This window comes from Streptomyces sp. NPDC058008 (assembly GCF_042886395.1).
In the GTDB taxonomy this organism is placed as follows: domain Bacteria; phylum Actinomycetota; class Actinomycetes; order Streptomycetales; family Streptomycetaceae; genus Streptomyces.
The window spans coordinates 104448-121896 of the sequence record NZ_JBHVQX010000011.1 but is presented as its reverse complement, the minus strand read 5'-3'; the positions used below and the strand labels follow the sequence as shown (position 1 = coordinate 121896).

The 17449-nt window shown below is 73.6% G+C and carries 9 protein-coding genes; 4 read left to right on the top strand and 5 right to left on the bottom strand.

The window, feature by feature from the left end; translation table 11 throughout:
• Positions 1–64: 64 nt before the first annotated feature.
• A complete protein-coding gene (gene aztD / locus ACFVS9_RS13710; RefSeq protein ID WP_389931956.1) occupies positions 65–1267 on the top strand; it encodes a zinc metallochaperone AztD in 1203 nt (400 codons plus the stop codon).
• Between the two features lie 96 nt (positions 1268–1363).
• On the opposite strand, the gene ACFVS9_RS13705 is transcribed toward aztD, so the two are convergent.
• Entirely contained in the window at positions 1364–1720 is a 357-nt protein-coding gene (locus ACFVS9_RS13705; RefSeq protein WP_389931954.1) for a lysine transporter LysE, read from the bottom strand.
• Positions 1721–2069: 349 nt separating this feature from the next.
• On the opposite strand from ACFVS9_RS13705, the gene ACFVS9_RS13700 reads away from it, so the two are divergent.
• The 3 genes from ACFVS9_RS13700 to ACFVS9_RS13690 all read left to right on the top strand — a co-directional run bounded on the left by ACFVS9_RS13700 (position 2070) and on the right by ACFVS9_RS13690 (position 4822).
• Positions 2070–2684 (top strand): TetR/AcrR family transcriptional regulator, encoded by a 615-nt coding sequence (locus ACFVS9_RS13700; RefSeq protein WP_383115187.1) that lies wholly within the window; start codon positions 2070–2072, stop codon positions 2682–2684.
• 40 nt (positions 2685–2724) lie between these two features.
• Complete coding sequence (locus ACFVS9_RS13695; RefSeq protein ID WP_389931952.1) at positions 2725–3936, top strand: acyltransferase family protein; 1212 nt, start codon at positions 2725–2727, stop codon at positions 3934–3936.
• Between the two features lie 439 nt (positions 3937–4375).
• The gene (locus tag ACFVS9_RS13690; protein WP_389931950.1) at positions 4376–4822 is read left to right on the top strand and encodes a TIGR03618 family F420-dependent PPOX class oxidoreductase; all 447 of its coding nucleotides are present in this window, start codon (positions 4376–4378) and stop codon (positions 4820–4822) included.
• A 45-nt stretch (positions 4823–4867) separates the two neighbouring features.
• Here ACFVS9_RS13690 and ACFVS9_RS13685 read toward each other — a convergent pair whose 3' ends face one another.
• Genes ACFVS9_RS13685 through ACFVS9_RS13670 form a run of 4 tightly spaced genes read right to left on the bottom strand, consistent with a single transcriptional unit; the run spans position 4868 to position 17313 of the window.
• Positions 4868–5668, bottom strand: a complete 801-nt coding sequence (locus tag ACFVS9_RS13685) for an ABC transporter permease (protein ID WP_383115190.1) — start codon at positions 5666–5668, stop codon at positions 4868–4870.
• A complete protein-coding gene (locus ACFVS9_RS13680) occupies positions 5665–6675 on the bottom strand; it encodes an ATP-binding cassette domain-containing protein (protein WP_389931948.1) in 1011 nt (336 codons plus the stop codon). The genes ACFVS9_RS13685 and ACFVS9_RS13680 overlap by 4 nt, the downstream gene beginning before the upstream one ends.
• A gap of 43 nt (positions 6676–6718) precedes the next feature.
• A complete protein-coding gene (locus ACFVS9_RS13675; RefSeq protein ID WP_383115192.1) occupies positions 6719–6925 on the bottom strand; it encodes an MbtH family protein in 207 nt (68 codons plus the stop codon).
• On the bottom strand, positions 6922–17313 hold the full coding sequence (locus ACFVS9_RS13670; protein ID WP_389931946.1) for an amino acid adenylation domain-containing protein: 10392 nt from the start codon (positions 17311–17313) through the stop codon (positions 6922–6924). The genes ACFVS9_RS13675 and ACFVS9_RS13670 overlap by 4 nt, the downstream gene beginning before the upstream one ends.
• Between the last annotated feature and the right edge of the window lie 136 nt (positions 17314–17449).

Here is a 17449-nt window from a genome sequence, read left to right as displayed (position 1 = left end):
GCCGACCCGGCCGTTCCCCTACCTCTCGCCGCCCTTTCGCGGCCAGGAAAGGAAACACAGACCCGTGAACACCTCGATACGCAACAGGTCCCTCACCGCGACGGCACTCGCCCTGGCGACGGCCGCGGTCCTGACGGCCTGCGGAGGGCAGAGCGGCGCCCCGGCCGGCGCCGAGGCGAGGACCACCCCGGACGCCACCCCCGCCGACGCGGTCAAGGACCCGGTCGTCGCCACCTACGACGGTGGCCTCTACATCCTCGACGGAGAGAGCCTCGACCTCGCCGGGAGCATCGAGCTCCCCGGCTTCAACCGGGTCAATCCCGCCGGGGACGACCAGCACGTCGTCGTCTCCACCGACAGCGGCTTCCGCGTGCTGAACGCCACCGGGCAGGCCCTCACCGGCATCGAGTACCCGGGCGCCAAGCCCGGGCACGTGGTGCGGCACGCGGGGAAGACGGTCCTCTTCACCGACGGGACCGGAAAGGTCGAGGTCTTCGACCCCGCCGATCTGAGCGGAGGGAAGAAGCCGGAGGGCCGCACCTACACCTCGGCCGAGGCCCACCACGGTGTCGCCATCGAACTGAGCGACGGACGGCTCCTCAGTACGCTCGGGAACGAGGAGAAGCGCACCGGTGCGCTCGTCCTGGACAAGAACGACAAGGAGACCGCGCGCAACGAGAACTGCCCCGGAGTCCATGGTGAGGCCGCGGCCGCCGGAGAGGCCGTCGCCGTCGGATGCGAGGACGGCGTCCTGATCTACAAGGACGGCCGGTTCACCAAGGCCGAGGCCCCCGACGACTACGGGCGGATCGGCAACCAGGCGGGCAGCGAGCAGTCCCCGGTCCTGCTCGGCGACTACAAGACCGACCCCGACGCGGAGCTGGAACGGCCGACCCGGGTCTCCCTGATCGATACCGCGACGGCGAAGATCCGCCTCGTCGACCTGGGCACCAGCTACTCCTTCCGCTCGCTCGCCCGCGGACCGCACGGTGAAGCCCTCGTCCTCGGTACCGACGGCGCCGTCCACGTCATCGACCCCGGCACCGGCAAGGTCGAGAAGAAGATCGACGCTGTGGGCCGGTGGCAGGAGCCGCTGGACTGGCAGCAGCCCCGTCCCACGCTCTTCGTACGCGATCACACGGCGTACGTCTCCGACCCGGCCGAGCGCACCCTGCACGCCATCGACATCGAATCCGGCAAGAAGCTCGCCTCCGTCACCCTGCCGAAGAGCACCAACGAGCTGTCGGGCGTCGTCGCGGGTCACTGACCCTCACCGTGGACCCGTCGCGCGGGGCCGCTCCGTCAGAAGGAGCGGCCCCGCGCCGAGGGCTTCCGCCGGCCGGCGGGAGTAGGTTCGCCGATCTCACAGGCAGCCGCAGTCCGTGGCGTAGAACAGCAGGAAGACCGCCGTCGCCGCGGTCACGGCGAACACCGCCGTGGTCACGGCGGCGAGGCCCCGCCGCCGCCGCTCCGAACGATCGCGGAAGGCCGTCCAGGCGCCGTGAGCGAGGAAGACGCTGAGAAGTCCGGCACCCGCGAGGGTCAGGCGCGGGCTGAACGACCAGCTCAGACGGGCGGCCAGCACCAGAGCGAGGAGGAGGCCGCAGGCGAGCAGCGTCAGGATCACCTCCGCCAGGGCTTCCCCGACGGTCTCCAACAGAAACTCGCTGACGCCCCTCGCCGCCCTGCGGACACCCACGAAGCCCCCCACTCGATCCACGCGAACGGTGCGGCCCTCGTACGGGGCCGACAGGGAGGACTCGCGGGCTGATGGAACGGTTGCCCTGCTGTTCGTCCACGGAGGACGGTGCGCTGGCCAACTCCGCCCGCTGCGCGAGCGGATGGGCGGTGGTGATCGCCGCGTGGTCGCGGTTCCGCCCGGACGGCGACGCGTTTTCGGCCCCGCACCGGTCAGGGAAGGTGAGCTGGTCCTGCCCGCGACACCTGCACGGAGCGCTGTCCGCTGCCAGGGCACGTGGGGTCCGACCGCCGGTCCCGGCGGCCGGTGTGCGCAGGCCGCAGGTCCTGACCGATCACCGGGGACCCGGGCACTCGTTACGCTGCCATGCATGCGGACGGTGGAGAAGAGTGATCTGACGGGGCGGGCCCGGCTGCGTGAGGCGGCGCTGGAGCTCTTCGCGGAGCGGGGCTTCGAGGCGACCTCGACGAGGGCCGTGGCGGCTGCCGCCGGTCTCTCCCCCGCGCTGGTGACGCGGCACTTCGGCTCCAAGGACGGGCTGCGGGCGGCGGTGGACGAGCACGTACTGGGCCGCATCCGCGACCAGTTGGCCGCGCTGGATCCGGAGGCCGAGGTGATGGCGTCCCTCGGCGAGGTGTCGGCACGGCTGTTCGGAGCGGATCCGGTACTGCGTGGATACCTGCGGCACGTCCTGCTGGAGGAGAGCGAGGCCAGTGCCGCCCTGTTCGGACGGTTGCTGAGCGGGGCCCGGACCGAACTGGAGCGGTTGTCCGCCGCCCACGGCGGGGAGCGCCCGGACGAGCGGTGGGCGCCGTTCCAGATGCTCTGCCTGATCCTTGGACCGCTCCTGCTCGAAAGGGTCATGCAGCCGAATCTCGCCGCCCCGATGTTCGCCCCGGACGTCCTGGCACAGCGCAGCGCCGCCAATCAACGCCTCCTGCTCCAGGGCCTGTACGGCTTGCCGGGGGAGGGGAACGGGGGCTAGCACCAGTGCGGGGTGTACACATGTTGAGCATCCTGAATGCATGTACACACTCCGTTCGGGCACTGCCACGCCCCCGCCGTCGCCGCGCCCCTCGGGCCGTCGCCTCGACTGGCTGGACAACCTGCGGATCGCGCTGACCGTCCTGGTCGTCCTCCACCACGCCGCCCAGCCCTACGGCCCCGCCGACTGGTGGTACGTCGAGGGCCGGCCGCACAACCAGGCCCTCGCCACGCTGTCCGCCATCGACGGCGCCTTCTTCATGAGCCTCTTCTTCTTCGTCTCGGCCGTCTTCGTGCCCGGCTCGTACGACCGCAGGGGTGTGCGGCGCTTCCTCGGAGGCCGGCTGTCACGGCTCGGCATCCCGGTCGTCGCGGGCGCGCTCACGATCGTCCCGGGACTGATGTACGCGTACTACGTCCACTACCGGGGGTATCCGGCGATCCCGTTCAGGCGCTACTTCACGGATGTGTACCTGGGGCTGGGCGACACGCCCTCGGACTGGACCGGACCGTCCTGGCCGGACCTGCAGTTCGGTCATCTGTGGTTCGTCCAGAACCTGCTCGCGTACAGCGTGCTGTACGCCGTCTGCCGCCAGGCGGGCAGGCTGCTGGGGAAGCGCGGCGGCGGCGTCCGGAGCGCGGGCCCGGTGCCGGGTCATCGCGCGCTCCTCCTGCTGACCGCCGTGATCGCCGCCGCCACCTTCCTCGTCCGGCTGCGGTATCCGCTGGACACCTGGATCCCCGTCCTGGACTTCCTCCAGGTCGAGCCCGCCAGACTGCCGCAGTACGCGGCCTTCTTCGTGCTCGGCGTGCTCGCGTACCGGTACGACTGGCTGGAGCGGTTCGACGCCCGTACCGGGTGGTGGTGGCTCTGCGGTGGGGTGGCCGGTGTCCTGGTGCTGTTCGTGACCGGCACGGACGCCGGCCACTTCGGGCCCGGCGGGGCCGACGGCCCCTCGGCGCTGTGGGCCGCCTGTGAAAGCGCCCTGTGCGTGGCTCTCTGCGTCGGGCTCCTCACGCTGTTCCGGGAGGCGGTCACCGGCCGGAGCCGCCTCTCGGCCGAGCTGGCGGCAAGTTCGTACGGCGTCTACATCGTTCATCTGCCGCTGGTCGTGACCGTTCAGTACTACCTCGCCGACCGCGGGCTGTCCGCGACCGGCGCGTGGCTCACGGCCGCCGGGGCAGCGTTGCCGTCGGCCTTCCTGCTGGCCGCCGGGCTGCGTCGCCTTCCCCTGGTCCGCAGGGTGCTGTGAGGATCCGGGCTTGCCGGCTCCGTCCCGAGGAGCCGCCGAAGGGCCCGGCCGACCGGACCCGTTGTTCCGGTCACGGGTCCGGCGCCGGGGGCTCGCCCCCTCACCTGCACATGCCGGGCCGGACGTGATCGCCGGCCGGACACCGCACGGCTTCCCGGTACCGGACCGGTCACCTGGCGGACCTGGAGAGTGTGCACACCTGCCACGTCGTCAGGGGCGGCGAAAAGATGACCGGGACCGTAGGGGTCCCGAGTGCGCTCCACGGACGTCCCGTTCCTCGCGGTGGAGGGCGAGGTGGAGCGGGAGACGCTCCGACACGCCCGGATGAAGTCGCGGCGCTCGCCGAGCCGGGAGAGCACGTCGGGCAGTTGGGGATCGGCCGGCCCTGACCGGCCGGTGCCTTCGGCGGAGGGGCAGCCCTGCCCGATAGCCTCGCCCCATGACCGCGACCTTCGACGCAGCCGTCCGCGCGAGGCTGCGAGCCCCTCACATCTGGTACGTCGGCACCGTGTTCGCCGACGGAGCGCCGCGGGTCAGCCCCATGTGGGTCGATCTTGAGGCGGAGGGCGAACTCTCGTTCAACACCTCGGTGGGCCGGGTGAAGGAGGAGAACCTGCGCCGTGACCCCCGCGTCTACCTCTCGCACGCCGACCACGCGGATCCCTTCGACCGCGTACAGATCAGTGGCGAGGTGGTCCGCTTCGTCGAGGGTGAGCAGGCGCGCGACCACATGGACGGGCTGGCCCGGAAGTACCTGGGCGCCGAGCGTTTCGAGTGGGCCATGCCCGGGGAGCGGCGGGTCGCCGTGATCGTGCGTCCGCTCAGGGTGCGGCACATCGTCGGGGTGGAACGGTTCCGGCCGGGCGGCCCCGTTCCCGCCCCCTGACCACCGGCTCCCGCGACCGTGGCACCTCCGCCGTCGGACGCGCGGTCAGCCGAGGGTGATGCGGCGGAACCTCCTCAGGGCGAGCAGCATGAACGCCGCCGTGATGACGCACGCGCAGAAGGCCGCGTAGGGCAGGGCGTGGACGACCGGCCAGCCGCCGGCCGCCGGGACGCCGCCCGGCGCGGGGTTGCCGAAGAGCTGCCGGACGGCGGTCGCGGTGGCGGATACCGGGTTCCACTCGGCGACCGTGCGCAACGGGCCCGGCATCGTGTGCGTCGAGACGAACGCCGACGACACGAACGTGACGGGGAACAGCCAGATCAGCCCCGCGCTCTGCGCCACCTCGACGCTGCGGGCGAGCAGACCGATCGCCGCTCCGACCCAGGACATGGCGAAGGCGAACAGCAGGATCAGCGCGTAGGCGAGCAGCGCGTCGGCCGGTGACGCGGCGATCCGCCAGCCCACCAGCAGTCCGCACAGCGAGGTGACGACCAGTGTCACCGTGCTCATCGTCAGGTCGGACAGGGTCCGGCCCAGGAGCACGGCCATCGCCGGCATCGGCAGCGAGCGGAAGCGGTCGACGATCCCCTTGTCCATGTCGTTGGCCAGGCCCAGCGCGGTGAAGGCGGCGTTGAAGGTGACGGCCTGGGCGAAGATGCCGCCCATGAGGAACGTCCGGTAGGAGGCCCCGCCGAGGCTTCCGCCGAAGACGTAGGCCAGCAGCAGGACGAACATGACCGGCTGCACCAGGGCCGCGATGACGGAGCCGGGGGTGCGGCGCAGGTTGAGCAGGTTGCGCCAGGCGATGATCGAGGAGTCGCGCCCGAGGCGCCGGAGGGTGTTCACCGCGTGCCTCCCCGGCCACCGGCGCCGACGACGTCGGCCGGCGGCTCACCGGCCGAGGCCGGCTGCCCGGTGAGGGCGAGGAAGGCGTCGTCGAGGGTGGGTGGGGCCAGTTCCACGTCGGCGACCGCGATGCCCGCCAGCCGCAGGCAGCCGAGGGCGTACTCCAGGGTCTGCGCACCGTGGTCCGTGGTGACGGTGAAGCGCCCCGTGCGTGCTTCGAGTTCCGGCCGGTGCGGGCCCAGCGAGGACAGGATGTCGGCCGCGGCGGACCGTGCCCGCGGTGCCCGTACGGTCAGGGAGAGGCGCTCGCCGCCGACCCGGGCCTTGAGCTCGGAGGCGGAGCCGCGCGCGACCACACTCCCGTGCTCGATGACGACGATGGTGTCGGCCAGCTGGTCCGCCTCCTCCAGGTACTGCGTGGTCAGCAGGACGGTCGTGCCCTCGGCCACCAGATCCCTGACGGCCCGCCAGGTGTCCGCCCGGCCGCGCGGATCGAGCCCGGTGGTGGGCTCGTCCAGCACGACGACCGGCGGCCGGGCCACCAGTGCTCCCGCCAGGTCCAGACGGCGGCGCATGCCACCCGAGTAGGTGCCGCTCGGCCGGTCCGCCGCGTCCTCCAGGTCGAAGCCGGCGAGCAGCTCCCCGGCCCTGCGGCGCGCGGCGCGCCGCCCGAGGCCGTAGAGCCGGGCGACGAGGTAGAGGTTCTCCCGTCCGGTGAGCTTCTCGTCGACCGCCGCGTACTGGCCGGACAGCCCCAGGCTGCGGCGTACGCCCTCCGGGTCGCCCAGCACGTCGTGCCCGGCCATCCAGGCCCGTCCGCTGTCCGGCCGCAGCAGCGTGGACAGGACGCGCACCGTCGTGGTCTTGCCCGCACCGTTCGGGCCGAGGACCCCGAGCACGGTGCCGGGCTCCGCCTGGAGGTCCACGCCAGCGAGCGCCCGCTTCCTCCCGAATCTCTTGGTGAGCCCTTCGGCGCGGATCGCCGTCCGGGAGTGCGGTGTGGACATGGGTGCCTTTCGTCGCGCGGGTGAGGGGGCGGGCCGGCCGTGGTCAGGCGACCCGCACCCGTGCGCTCCTCGGGGTGATGTCGGTCCAGTTCAGCTCCACGTACTCCAGGCAGGCGTCGTGCCCGGCCGGGCCGAACACCTCGTCCCAGCCGGCCGGTACGACGGCGAACGACGGCCACAGCGCGTGCTGTCCCTCGTCGTTGACCAGGACACGGTGCTGCGTCTGCGGGTCGTCGAACGGATTCGTCATGAGAGTTCTCCTTGTGCGGTGTGATGGGTGGCGCGCAGGGCGGCCGAGACGGTGGTGCCGATCTGTTCCCTCGCGGCGGGCGCCATCATCCGGGCGTGCGTGCACGCCACGTCGTGGTTCTCGATGTGCCCGTCGACGTACGGCGACCAGAGGCCGGGTGTGAACGTGTCGCGCGGGCGTCCCTCGGTGGCGGTGAAGAACAGCACCGGACCGTGGAACGTGCGCGGGGTGTAGGAGCGCATCAGCCGGGCCTGGCCGGCGAAGTTGTCCACCATCGCGTCGATGGTGGCCGGCTCCAGCGAACCCAGGGGACTGCCGGCCCGCCGGAACTCTTCCCGCACGGCGGCAGCTTCGACCTCCTTCGTGTCCGTGAGGGCCCCCTCCCCGACGCCGATGTTGGCCAGCAGCGCCCGGAACACGGTGTCGCGGTCCGCGCTGTCCAGATCGTCCAGCGGAGCGAGCGGGAAGGCGTCCAGGATGGTCAGCAGCGCCACCCGCTCACCCGCCTCCTGGAGCTGCACGGCCACCTCCTGGACGACGTTGCCGCCGAAGGACCAGCCGAAGAGGTGGTACGGCCCGTGCGGCTGGACGCTCCGCAGCTCGGCCACGTACACGGAGGCCATCTCCTCGATGCTCGCGGGGAAGGGCGCCGTGCCGTTCAGATTCGGTGTCTGGAGTCCGTACACCGGCTGGTCGTCGTCCAGGTGCGGGAGCAGCCCGCCGTACGACCAGGCCAGACCGCCTGCCGGGTGGACGCAGAACAGGGGTGCCCGGCCGCCGGTGGTGCGCAGCGGCAGAAGAGTCGCCAGCGGGTCGTCCTGGGCGCCGTCGAGCAGCCGCTCCGCCAGTGCGGCGACGGTCGGCGCCTCGAAGAGTCCGCGGATGCTGACGTCCACACCCAGTGTGGTCCGGATACGGCCGATGAGCCGGGTGGCCAGCAGGGAGTGACCCCCCAGCGCGAAGAAGTCGTCGTCGATCAGTACCCCTTCGCAGCCCAGCACCTCCGCGAACAGGGTGCAGAGCACGTCCTCCCGCGGATTTCGAGGGCTGCGGCCCGGGCCGGTGGCGGAGGCCCCGTCCGACGGGTCCGGCAGGGCGGCGCGGTCGAGCTTCCCGCTCGGGGTGAGCGGAATCCGGTCCACGGTCAGCCACCCGGACGGCACCATGTAGGCGGGCAGCCGCGCTGCCGCGTGGTCCCGCAGGGCCGTGACCGGTGCGGCCTCCGCGTCCTCGCCGGGCCGTGCGCCCGTCACCACGTACGCGGCGAGCCGGGCCCCCGCCGGACCGTCCCCGTGCGACACCACCGCGGCCTGGACGACATCGGGGTGGGTCTCCAGGACGGCCGCGATCTCGTCCGGCTCGACGCGGAAGCCGCGCACCTTCACCTGACCGTCGCCGCGCCCGGCGAACTCCAGGGCCCCGTCCGCCGCGCGTACCGCCCGGTCGCCGGTTCGGTACATCCGTGCTCCGGCCGGGCCGTAGGGATCGGGGAGGAAGGCCAGCGCGGTCTCGCCCGGGCGGCCGTGGTATCCGAGCGCGGGGCTGTCCCCGGCGAGGTACAGGTCACCCGGCACGCCGACCGGCACCGGCCGCAGCCGGCCGTCGAGCACATAGGCCCGGGCCCCGCCCACGGGTGAGCCGAGCACCGGACGCGTGAACTCCGCGACGTCGGCGACCAGGGTGTCGACCGTCGCCTCGGTCGGCCCGTAGAAGTTCCAGGCCCGCACTGCCGGATGCTCCCGCAGCGCGCTCCACAGGGCGGCGGGCACCGCCTCGCCGCCGAGGACCAGGACGGCCGGTGTGTGCGCCGGCCGAGTCAACAGGCCCGCGTCCAGGAGCTGGCGGACGTGGGTGGGCGTGGACTCCAGGACGTCGAGGCCGCGCGTGCGCACCGCCTCGGCCAGCGCCTCCGGATCGCGCCTGGTCAGGTCGTCCAGCACATGGAGGGTGTGCCCGTCGATCATCCAGAGCACCGGGTCCCACGCGGCGTCGAAGGACAGGGCCGCGGTCAGGGCGACCTGGAGACGGGGCCTGCCGCTCGCGCGAACCGCCGGACCGAAGACACGGCGGCGGTGGTGCTCCAGCAGCCGGGCCAGTGAACCGTGCCCGACGAGCACCCCCTTGGGGCGGCCGGTGGAACCGGAGGTGTGCAGCAGGTAGGCGGGGCTCGTGGCCCCGGGCCGGGCGGCCGGAGCCCGGTGGGCGCTCCCCTCCGGCCCGCAGCCGGTCAGCCGGCCATCGAGGTCCGTCCGGCGCCATTCGGCCGGGACACGGGCCCCCGCCGTACCGGAGGTGAGGACCAGGCCCGGGCGGGCGTCGGCCAGCACCACGTCGATCCGGGCCTGCGGAAGCGAGTCGTCGACGGGGACGTAGACCGCCCCCGCCTTCAGCACGCCGAGCAGAGCCGCGATCGAGTCGACGCTCCTCGGCAGCAGCACGGCCACCGGTTCACCCGGTCCGACGCCCTCCGCGCCGATCAGTCCGGCGATGCGGTCGGAGCGGTCGTCGAGCTCGGCGAAGGACACGCTGCCGTCGGGGGCCGTGACCGCGATGTCACCGCTTCGCGCCGCGGCCACGGTCTCCGCGAACCGGTCGAGCACGGTGGCGGGTCCCTCCCCGGATCCGCCGCCGTCGCCGAGCGCGAGCAGCCGTTCGCTCTCCTCGGCGCCGATCAGGGGCAGGTCGGATATGCGGGTGCCGGGCTCGCGGACGGCGAGCGAGACGAGCCGGCCGAAGAAGCCGGCGATCCGCCGCGCGGTGGCCTCGTCGAACAGGTCGCGGCTGAACTCCAGCGTGCCCTCCAGCGTCGCTCCCGCACCCCCGGCGGCGGGCCGCTCGGTGAAGGAGAACGACAGGTCGAACTTCGCGCCACCGGTGCCCACCCCCTCGGCCCGCGCCCGCAGGCCGGGGAGGTTCAGCTCGGGGGCGCGGTGGCTGTTCAGGCCGAGCATCACCTGGAACAGCGGATGGCGTGCCGTCGATCGGGTCGGCCGCACCGCCTCCACCAGCCGCTCGAAGGGCAGCTCCTGATGGGCGTACGCGGCCAGGTCGGTCTCCCGTACCCGGGCCAGCAGAGCCTCGAAGGACGGGTCGTCGCTCAGGTCGGTGCGCAGGGCGAGGGTGTTCACGAAGAAGCCGACGAGCGGATCGAGCGCTTCGTCCGTCCGCCCGGCCACCGGCGTACCGATGACGATGTCGTTGCCGCCTCCCGTGCGGTGCAGCACAGCGGCCAGCGCGGTGTGCAGCACCATGAAGGCGCTGCTGGCCGAAGACCTCGCCAACCGGGCCACGCCCGCCGTGGTCTCCTCGTCCAGACACAGCGGGACGATGCCGCCCCGGCCGCCGGCGGTGGCGGGCCTCGGCCGGTCGGCGGACAGCGGAGTCTCCTCCGGGGCGCCCGCCAGCACGCCCTGCCAGTAGGAGAGCTGACCTGCGGCCAGCGAGCCGGGGTCGTCCGCGGAACCCAGCAGGCCGCGTTGCCAGAGGGTGTAGTCGGCGTACTGGACCGGCAACGGCTCCCAGCTCGGGGCGCGTCCGGAGGTCCGGGCCGCGTAGGCACCGGCGAGATCCTGCGCCAGAGGCCCCATCGACCAACCGTCGGCCGCTATGTGATGAATCGTCAGCAGAAGTGTGTGCTCCTCCTCCGCGGTACGGAACAGTGCGGCGCGCAACGGGACCTCCGCCGAGAGGTCGAACGGGGCCGCCGCGGAATCCCGCAGCGCCGCGTCGAGAGCCGTGCCGTCCACCGGCGTCACCGGCAGGCTGACGCGTGCGTCACCGGGGGCCAGCACGGCCTGGTACGGCTCCCCGTCACCGGCCTTGACCAGCGTACGAAGGCTCTCGTGCCGGGCCAGCACGTCGCAGAGCGCGCGGCGAAGCGCCCGGTGGTCCAGGTCCCCGCGCAGCCGTACGGCGAACGAGATGTGGTAGGCGGCGGTCCCGGGGTCCAGCTGGTGCAGGAACCACAGGCGCTGCTGTGCCGGGGAGAGCGGTGGCCGGTCCGGCCGGTCGGCCCGGCGCAGTGCGGGCCGGGCGGACCCGGCCTCACCCAGCCGTTCGGCCAGCGCGGCGGGGGTGGTGGACTCGAAGAGGGCCCGTACGGGCAGTTCGACGCCGAACGCGGAACGGATCCGGCCGATCAGCCGGGTCGCCAGCAGGGAGTGGCCGCCGAGTTCGAAGAAGTCGTCGCCGCGGGAGACCTGCTCGTGCCCCAGGCTCTCGGCGAAGAGGGCGCAGAGGATCTCCTCCGGGGCGGAGCGCGGCGGATCGTCGTCCGTGCTCGCCGGGGCCTTTGGAGTCAGCGGCAGGGCCGCGAAGTCCACCTTGCCGTGCGCGGTCAGCGGCAGGGCCGCGACCGGGACGACGGTGCCCGGAACCATATGGGCGGGCAGCCGTCCCGCGGCGAACGTGCGGAGCGTCCGGGCGCACGGCTCACGGCCGTCCGCGGCGACCACCCAGCCCACGAGCCTTCCCTCGCCGTCGGCCCCGGGGCGCACCGCGACGGCGGACTGCGCCACATCGGGGTGACCGGCCAGCACGGTCTCGATCTCCCCGGTCTCCACCCGGAATCCGCGCACCTTGATCTGGCCGTCGGCCCGCCCCACGTACTCGAGGCGCCCTTCCTTGCGCCGTACCAGGTCCCCGGTGCGGTACATCCGGGTGCCCGGCGCGCCGTACGGGTCGGGCAGGAAGCGGGCCGCGGTCGCGGCCGGCCGGTTCTCGTACCCACGGGCCAGCCCGGGTCCCGCCAGGTGCAGTTCACCGGTGGTGCCGGGGGCGACCGGCCGGAGCCGCGCGTCCAGCACCCGGGCCCGGGTGCCGTTCACGGGGTGGCCGAGGTGGGGGCGCGAGCCGGGAACGACACGGCCCATGACACTGTCGACGGTGCTCTCGGTGGGTCCGTAGAGATTCCAGACCGCGACGTCGTGCAGGGTGGCCAGCTCCTGCCACAGGGCGTCGTTGACCGCTTCCCCGCCGAGCGCCAGGACGCGGGGACGCGGCCGGCCCGGGGCGAACAGGCCGCAGGCGCGCAGCTGTTCGGCGAAGGACGGCGTCGTCTCCAGGACATCGACCGCCCGTTCGTGCAGCAGCGCGGTGAGCGCCTCCGGGTCGCGGCGCGTGGCGTCGTCCACCAGGTGCAGCTCATGGCCCGCGATCATCCAGAGCAGCGGGTCCCACGACGCGTCGAACGTCATCGCCGCCGTGAGCGCGACCCGCAGCGGAAGGCCGTTGTTGCCCGCCTCCGCCGGCTCCATCAGCCGCTCCCGGTGACCCGTCAGCAGATTCGCCAGGGACCGGTGCTCCACGACGACCCCCTTGGGCACCCCGGTGGAGCCGGAGGTGTAGAGCACGTAGGCGGCGTCCCGGCCACGCGGCGGGGGCGGCAGCGGTGCCTCGCTGCCGCGCCACGCCTCCGCCCCGTCCAGCAGCAGCACGTCCGCCGTCGCGGGCAGCGCCGCCCGCGTCCCGGCCGTGGCCAGCACCAGGCGGGGCGACGCGGTCTCCAGGATCAGCTGGTTGCGGGCACGCGGGTGCGTCGGGTCGACCGGGACGTACACCGCGCCCGCGCGCAGCACGCCGAGCACGGCCACGATGTGCAGCGAGGTGCGGGGCAGGGCCACCGCCACCCGGTCGCCCGCGCCGACCCCGGCCTCCGCGAGGGCGGCGGCCAGCCGGTCGCTGCGGGCGAGGAGTTCGCCGAAGCCGAGACGGCCGTCCGCGGCCACCACCGCGGTGCGGCCCGGCTGTACGGCGGCGCGCGTCTCCAGGACGTCCACCACCGTCCAGTCCCCGTCGTGCCCGCCCGGCCGTGCGAGCGACGCGCCGGTGAGCGGCTCGGCGACGCCGCGCGGCACCTCGTCCAGTGCGACGGCGCGCTGCCCTGCCGTCAGGAATTCGGCGTCCGCGACCGGACGGCCCGGATCGGCGAGCAGGGCGGACAGCAGCCGCGAGAAGTGCTCGCAGAACCGTGCCGCCGTGTCGCGGTCGAAGAGATCCTCGCTGAACTCCAGCTCTCCGGTGATCCCTGCCGGGGCTCCCCGGCCGTCGCGGAGCTCGGTCAGGTCCCAGGTCAGGTCGAACTTGGCGCCGCTCCTGCCCACGGACGCCTCGTGAGCGACCAGCAGACCGTCGAACACCGGCTCCGGGGGAGGGGTGTTGTTCAGGCTGAGCATCACCTGGAACAGCGGGTGGCGGGACAGCGACCTCGCGGGGGCCAGCTCCTCCACGATCCGCTCGAAGGGGACGTCCTGGTGCGCGTACGCGGCCAGATCGGCCCGCGCCACCCGCCGGACGAGCTCGCGGAAGTCCGGCGCGCCGGAGGTGTCGGCGCGCAGGACGAGGGTGTTGACGAAGAAGCCGACCAGGTCGGACAGGGACTCGTCGGTGCGACCCGCCACGGGGGTGCCGATCGCGATGTCCGGGCCCGCGCCCAGACGTGACATCAGCGCCGCCAGTGCCGCGTGCAGCACCATGAAGCCGCTGGCCCCGCAGTCGCCCGCGAGGCGGACGAGCGCGCGGTGGTCATCGGCCCCGATCCGGACCGGGACGCTCCCTCCGCGCCCCGAGGACCGGACCGGGCGAGGCCGGTCCGCCGGGAAGGCGCACTCCTCGGGAAGCCCCTCCAGCGATGCGGCCCAGTGGGCGATCTGCCGTCCGGCGGGACCGTCCGGCGCCGCGGTGTCACCGAGCAGACGGCGCTGCCACAGGGCGTAGTCGGCGTACTGCACCGGCAGGGCGGACCACCCGGGCGCCGACCCGGAGCGGCGTGCCGCGTAGGCGGCGGACAGGTCCCGCGTCAGCGGCTCCATCGACCAGCCGTCCGCCGCGATGTGATGCAGCGTCACGATCAGCACGTGCTCGTCGGGCCCGGCGGGGAACAGCTGTGCGCGGACGGGGAGTTCGCTGCGCAGGTCGAAGGGCGCGGGGTCGGGCCGCAGCGGATCCGCCTCGGCCATGACCCGCAGCGGCGGCCGGGAGGACGCCTCGGGCAGGACCCGCTGGTACGGGCCGTCGGGATGCTCGCCGACCACCGTCCGCAGACTCTCGTGCCGTGCCACCACGTCGGCCAGCGCGTCGGCGAGCGCCCTGCGGTCGAGCGCACCGCGCAGCCGCAGGGCGACGGGAAGGTGGTACGAGGTGCCCGCGTCGCCCAGCGTCTCCAGGAGCCACAGCCGTTGCTGTCCGAAGGAGAGCGGCAGCCGGTCCGGGCGCGGCCTCACCGCCTCCACGGCCGGCCGGGCCGGTGCGGCGTCGCCGAGCGCGGCCACCAGCCCGGCCGGAGTGGGCGACGCGAACAGCGCCCGTATCGGCAGCTCCGCGCCGAACTCGCCGCGCACCCGGCCGATCAGCCGCATCGCCAGCAGGGAGTGGCCGCCGAGCAGGAAGAAGTCGTCGTCCCGGCCCGCCCGGAGAAGACCCAGGCACTCCGCGAACAGGGCACACATCCGCGACTCCTCCGAGGAGCGCGGCGCGCCCCCGTCGGAGGCGACGGGCACCGCTTCCGGCAGGCCCGCCAGGTCCAGTTTGCCGTTGGGGGTGACCGGGAGCCGCGGCACCGTCGCCCAGGCGGCCGGCACCATGTGGGCGGGCAGTACGGCCGTCAGGGCGTCACGTACCTCGGCGTGCCGGGGCGGGCCGGCCGACGGCGAAGCCACCAGGTAGGCGGCCAGCCGCTCCGGTCCGTCCTGCGGCGAGACCAGGGTGACCGCCGCGTCCTGGACTCCGGGCCGGGAGCGCAGGGCCGCCTCGATCTCGCCGGTCTCCACGCGGAAGCCCCGCACCTTGATCTGCCGGTCGCTGCGGCCGAGGAACTCCAGCGCGCCGTCCTCGTTCCACCGTGCGAGGTCCCCGGTCCGGTACATCCTGGCGCCGGGCATGCCGAACGGGTCGGGCATGAAACGTTCCGCCGTCAGCCCCGGGCGGCCCGCGTAACCCCGGGCCACCCCCTCACCGGTGAGGTACAGCTCGCCCGTGGCGCCCTGCGGCAGCGGGTGCAGCGAGGGGTCCAGGACGTAGGCGCCCGCACCCGCCACCGGCCGTCCGATGACCGGGGACCCCGCGGTGACCCGGGCCGTCACCGCGTCGACGGTGGTCTCCGTCGGACCGTAGTAGTTGAAGACCAGCAGCCCGGGGTCGTCGGCGAGCTCCTTCCACAGCGCGTCGTCGACGGCCTCGCCGCCCAGGGCGATGACCCTGGGCCGGTGGTCCGCGCCGGTGAGCAGCCCCGCCGTCAGCATCTGCCGCAGATAGGTGGGGGTCGTCTCGACGGCGTCGATGCGCCGCGCGAGGAGGAACTCGACGAGCGCCTGCGGGTCCCGGCGCACGTCGTCGTCGACGACGTGCAGTTCGTGGCCGGCGACCATCCACAGCACCGGGTCCCAGGAGGCGTCGAACGAAGTGGCCGCCGTGAGGGCCACGCGCAGCCGTCGTCCCAGCGCCTCCACGGCCGGTGCGTGCGCTTCCCGCCGGTGGTGTTCGAGCAGATTGCTGAGGGAGCGGTGCTCGACCACGACGCCCTTCGGCCTGCCCGTCGAACCGGAGGTGTAGATGACGTACGCGGCGTCCTGGGGACCCGGCGGAACGGGGCGGGTCCAGGCGGCATCCGCCGTCGCTCCGGCCGGGTCGACCAGCGGCACGCTGCCCCGGGGATCGATGGCCCGGGCCGATCCGGCCGTCGCGACGAGCGCGACCGGCCCGGAGTCCTCGATCATGAAGGCCAGCCGGTCCGCCGGATAGGACGGGTCCAGCGGCAGGCACGCGGCCCCCGTCCGCATCACCGCGAGCATCGCCACCACCAGACCGGTGGACCGGGGCAGGCCGACGGCGACCCGGCTTCCGGGCCCGGCTCCCCGGGCCGCCAGCACCCCGGCGAGCACGTCGACCCGGTGGTCCAGTTCCGCGAAGGTGAGGCGGCTGTCCGCGCTCACCACGGCGGTCTCCGCCGGGGTGCTGCGGGCCTGCCGGGCGAGCTGCTCGGGCAGCGGGCCTCCCTCGCCGCTCCGCCTCACGGAGACCTGGGCGGCCCCGAGGCCAAGGACGTCGAGGTGCTCGTCGTCACCGACCATGCGCAGCGAGCCGATCGTACGCTCCGGGTCGTCGGCGAAGGCCTCGACCACGCGGCACAGGCGTGCGTGATGGTCCGCCAGCTCCCGCCGTGCGTACAGGTCCGGGTTGCCGAGCAGGTCCACGTGCATCCCGCCCCCGGTGTACGAGGCGTGCACGGCGACGGCCATGTCCTCGACCGGGCCGATGGAGAGGTTGTGCAGGGTCGCGGTGTGCGGGCCGAAGCGGAGGGCCTCGTCGAAGGCCAGGATGTTGACCGACGGTCCGGTCAGAGGCGTCCGGCTCCCTGCCGTACCGAGCCGGTGGCGCAGGCTCTCCGACGGGTGGCGCTGGTGCCGCAGGACGGCACGCGCCCCCGCGGAGGCACGCTTCGCCAGGTCGGCCACCCGGTCGGCGGGTGAGATCGCGAGGCGCAGCGGCAGTACGTTGCTGAGCATCCCGGGCGTGGAGCGGGCGGCCGGGGTCCGCCGCCCGGTGACCGGCAGACCGAGGACGACCTCACCCAGCCCCCTGCTCCGGTGCAGGCAGACGGCCAGGGCCGCCATGAAGAACGTCGGCCAGCCCGTTCCGGCCCGCTTGGCGGCGGCCCGCAGCCGTGCCGTCTCCTCGGGCGTGAACTCCCGGCGCACCGAAAGCGATCCGTGTCCGGGAGGCCCGCTCCTGCCCGACATCCCGGCGGGGACCGGCAGCCCCGCCATCTGGCCGTCCCAGAACTCGCGGTCCCGGTCGTACTGCTGGGAGGAACGGTAGGCGTCCTCCTCCTCCAGGAGAGCGGCGAGCGATGTGGCCGGGCGGGCGGGCGGTTCGGCGTCCGGAGCGTCGGTGAGGGCGGTGTACACCTCGGCGATGCGGGCCAGCGCGAGCGCGGCCCCGTAGCCGTCGAGCGCCAGGTGGTGCACCTGCTGGTGGAAGAGGTGGTGGGTCCCGGACAGGCGGTAGAGGGTCATCCGCACCAGCGGGCCGCTGCCGAGGTCCGCGGGTTCCGCCAGGGACAGCTCCATACGCCGCACGGCCTCGGCGTGCGGGTCGGCGGCGTCCGAGAGGTCGATCAGCGGCACCTCTATGTCGGCGGACCGGTGTACGCGCTGAAAGGGAATTCCGTCCCTTTCAGCGAAAGTGCTGCGCAGAGCCTCGAATTCGGCCGCGGTGATGTCCACGGCCCGCCGCAGAACACCGGGGTCCACCCGGCCCCGGATATCGGCGTACTCCGCCACGTTGTACGACGGATTCGCCGGATCGAGCCGCTGGGCGAACCAGATTCCCCGCTGTCCCGCTGTCAGGCGCAGGGTGTCCGGCGGGGTCCCGTTGTGTGCTGCGTCGGTCACGCGATTTCACCTCGGTGGAAGACCTGCGGGAGCACGGGCCGGGTGGGCCGGTGCGGGGAGCAGGGCGGAACAGGACGGGTGGGCCAGGTGGCGGAGACGGTCCGCGTCACCACGAGGAGGACTCCGGCTCGGCGCG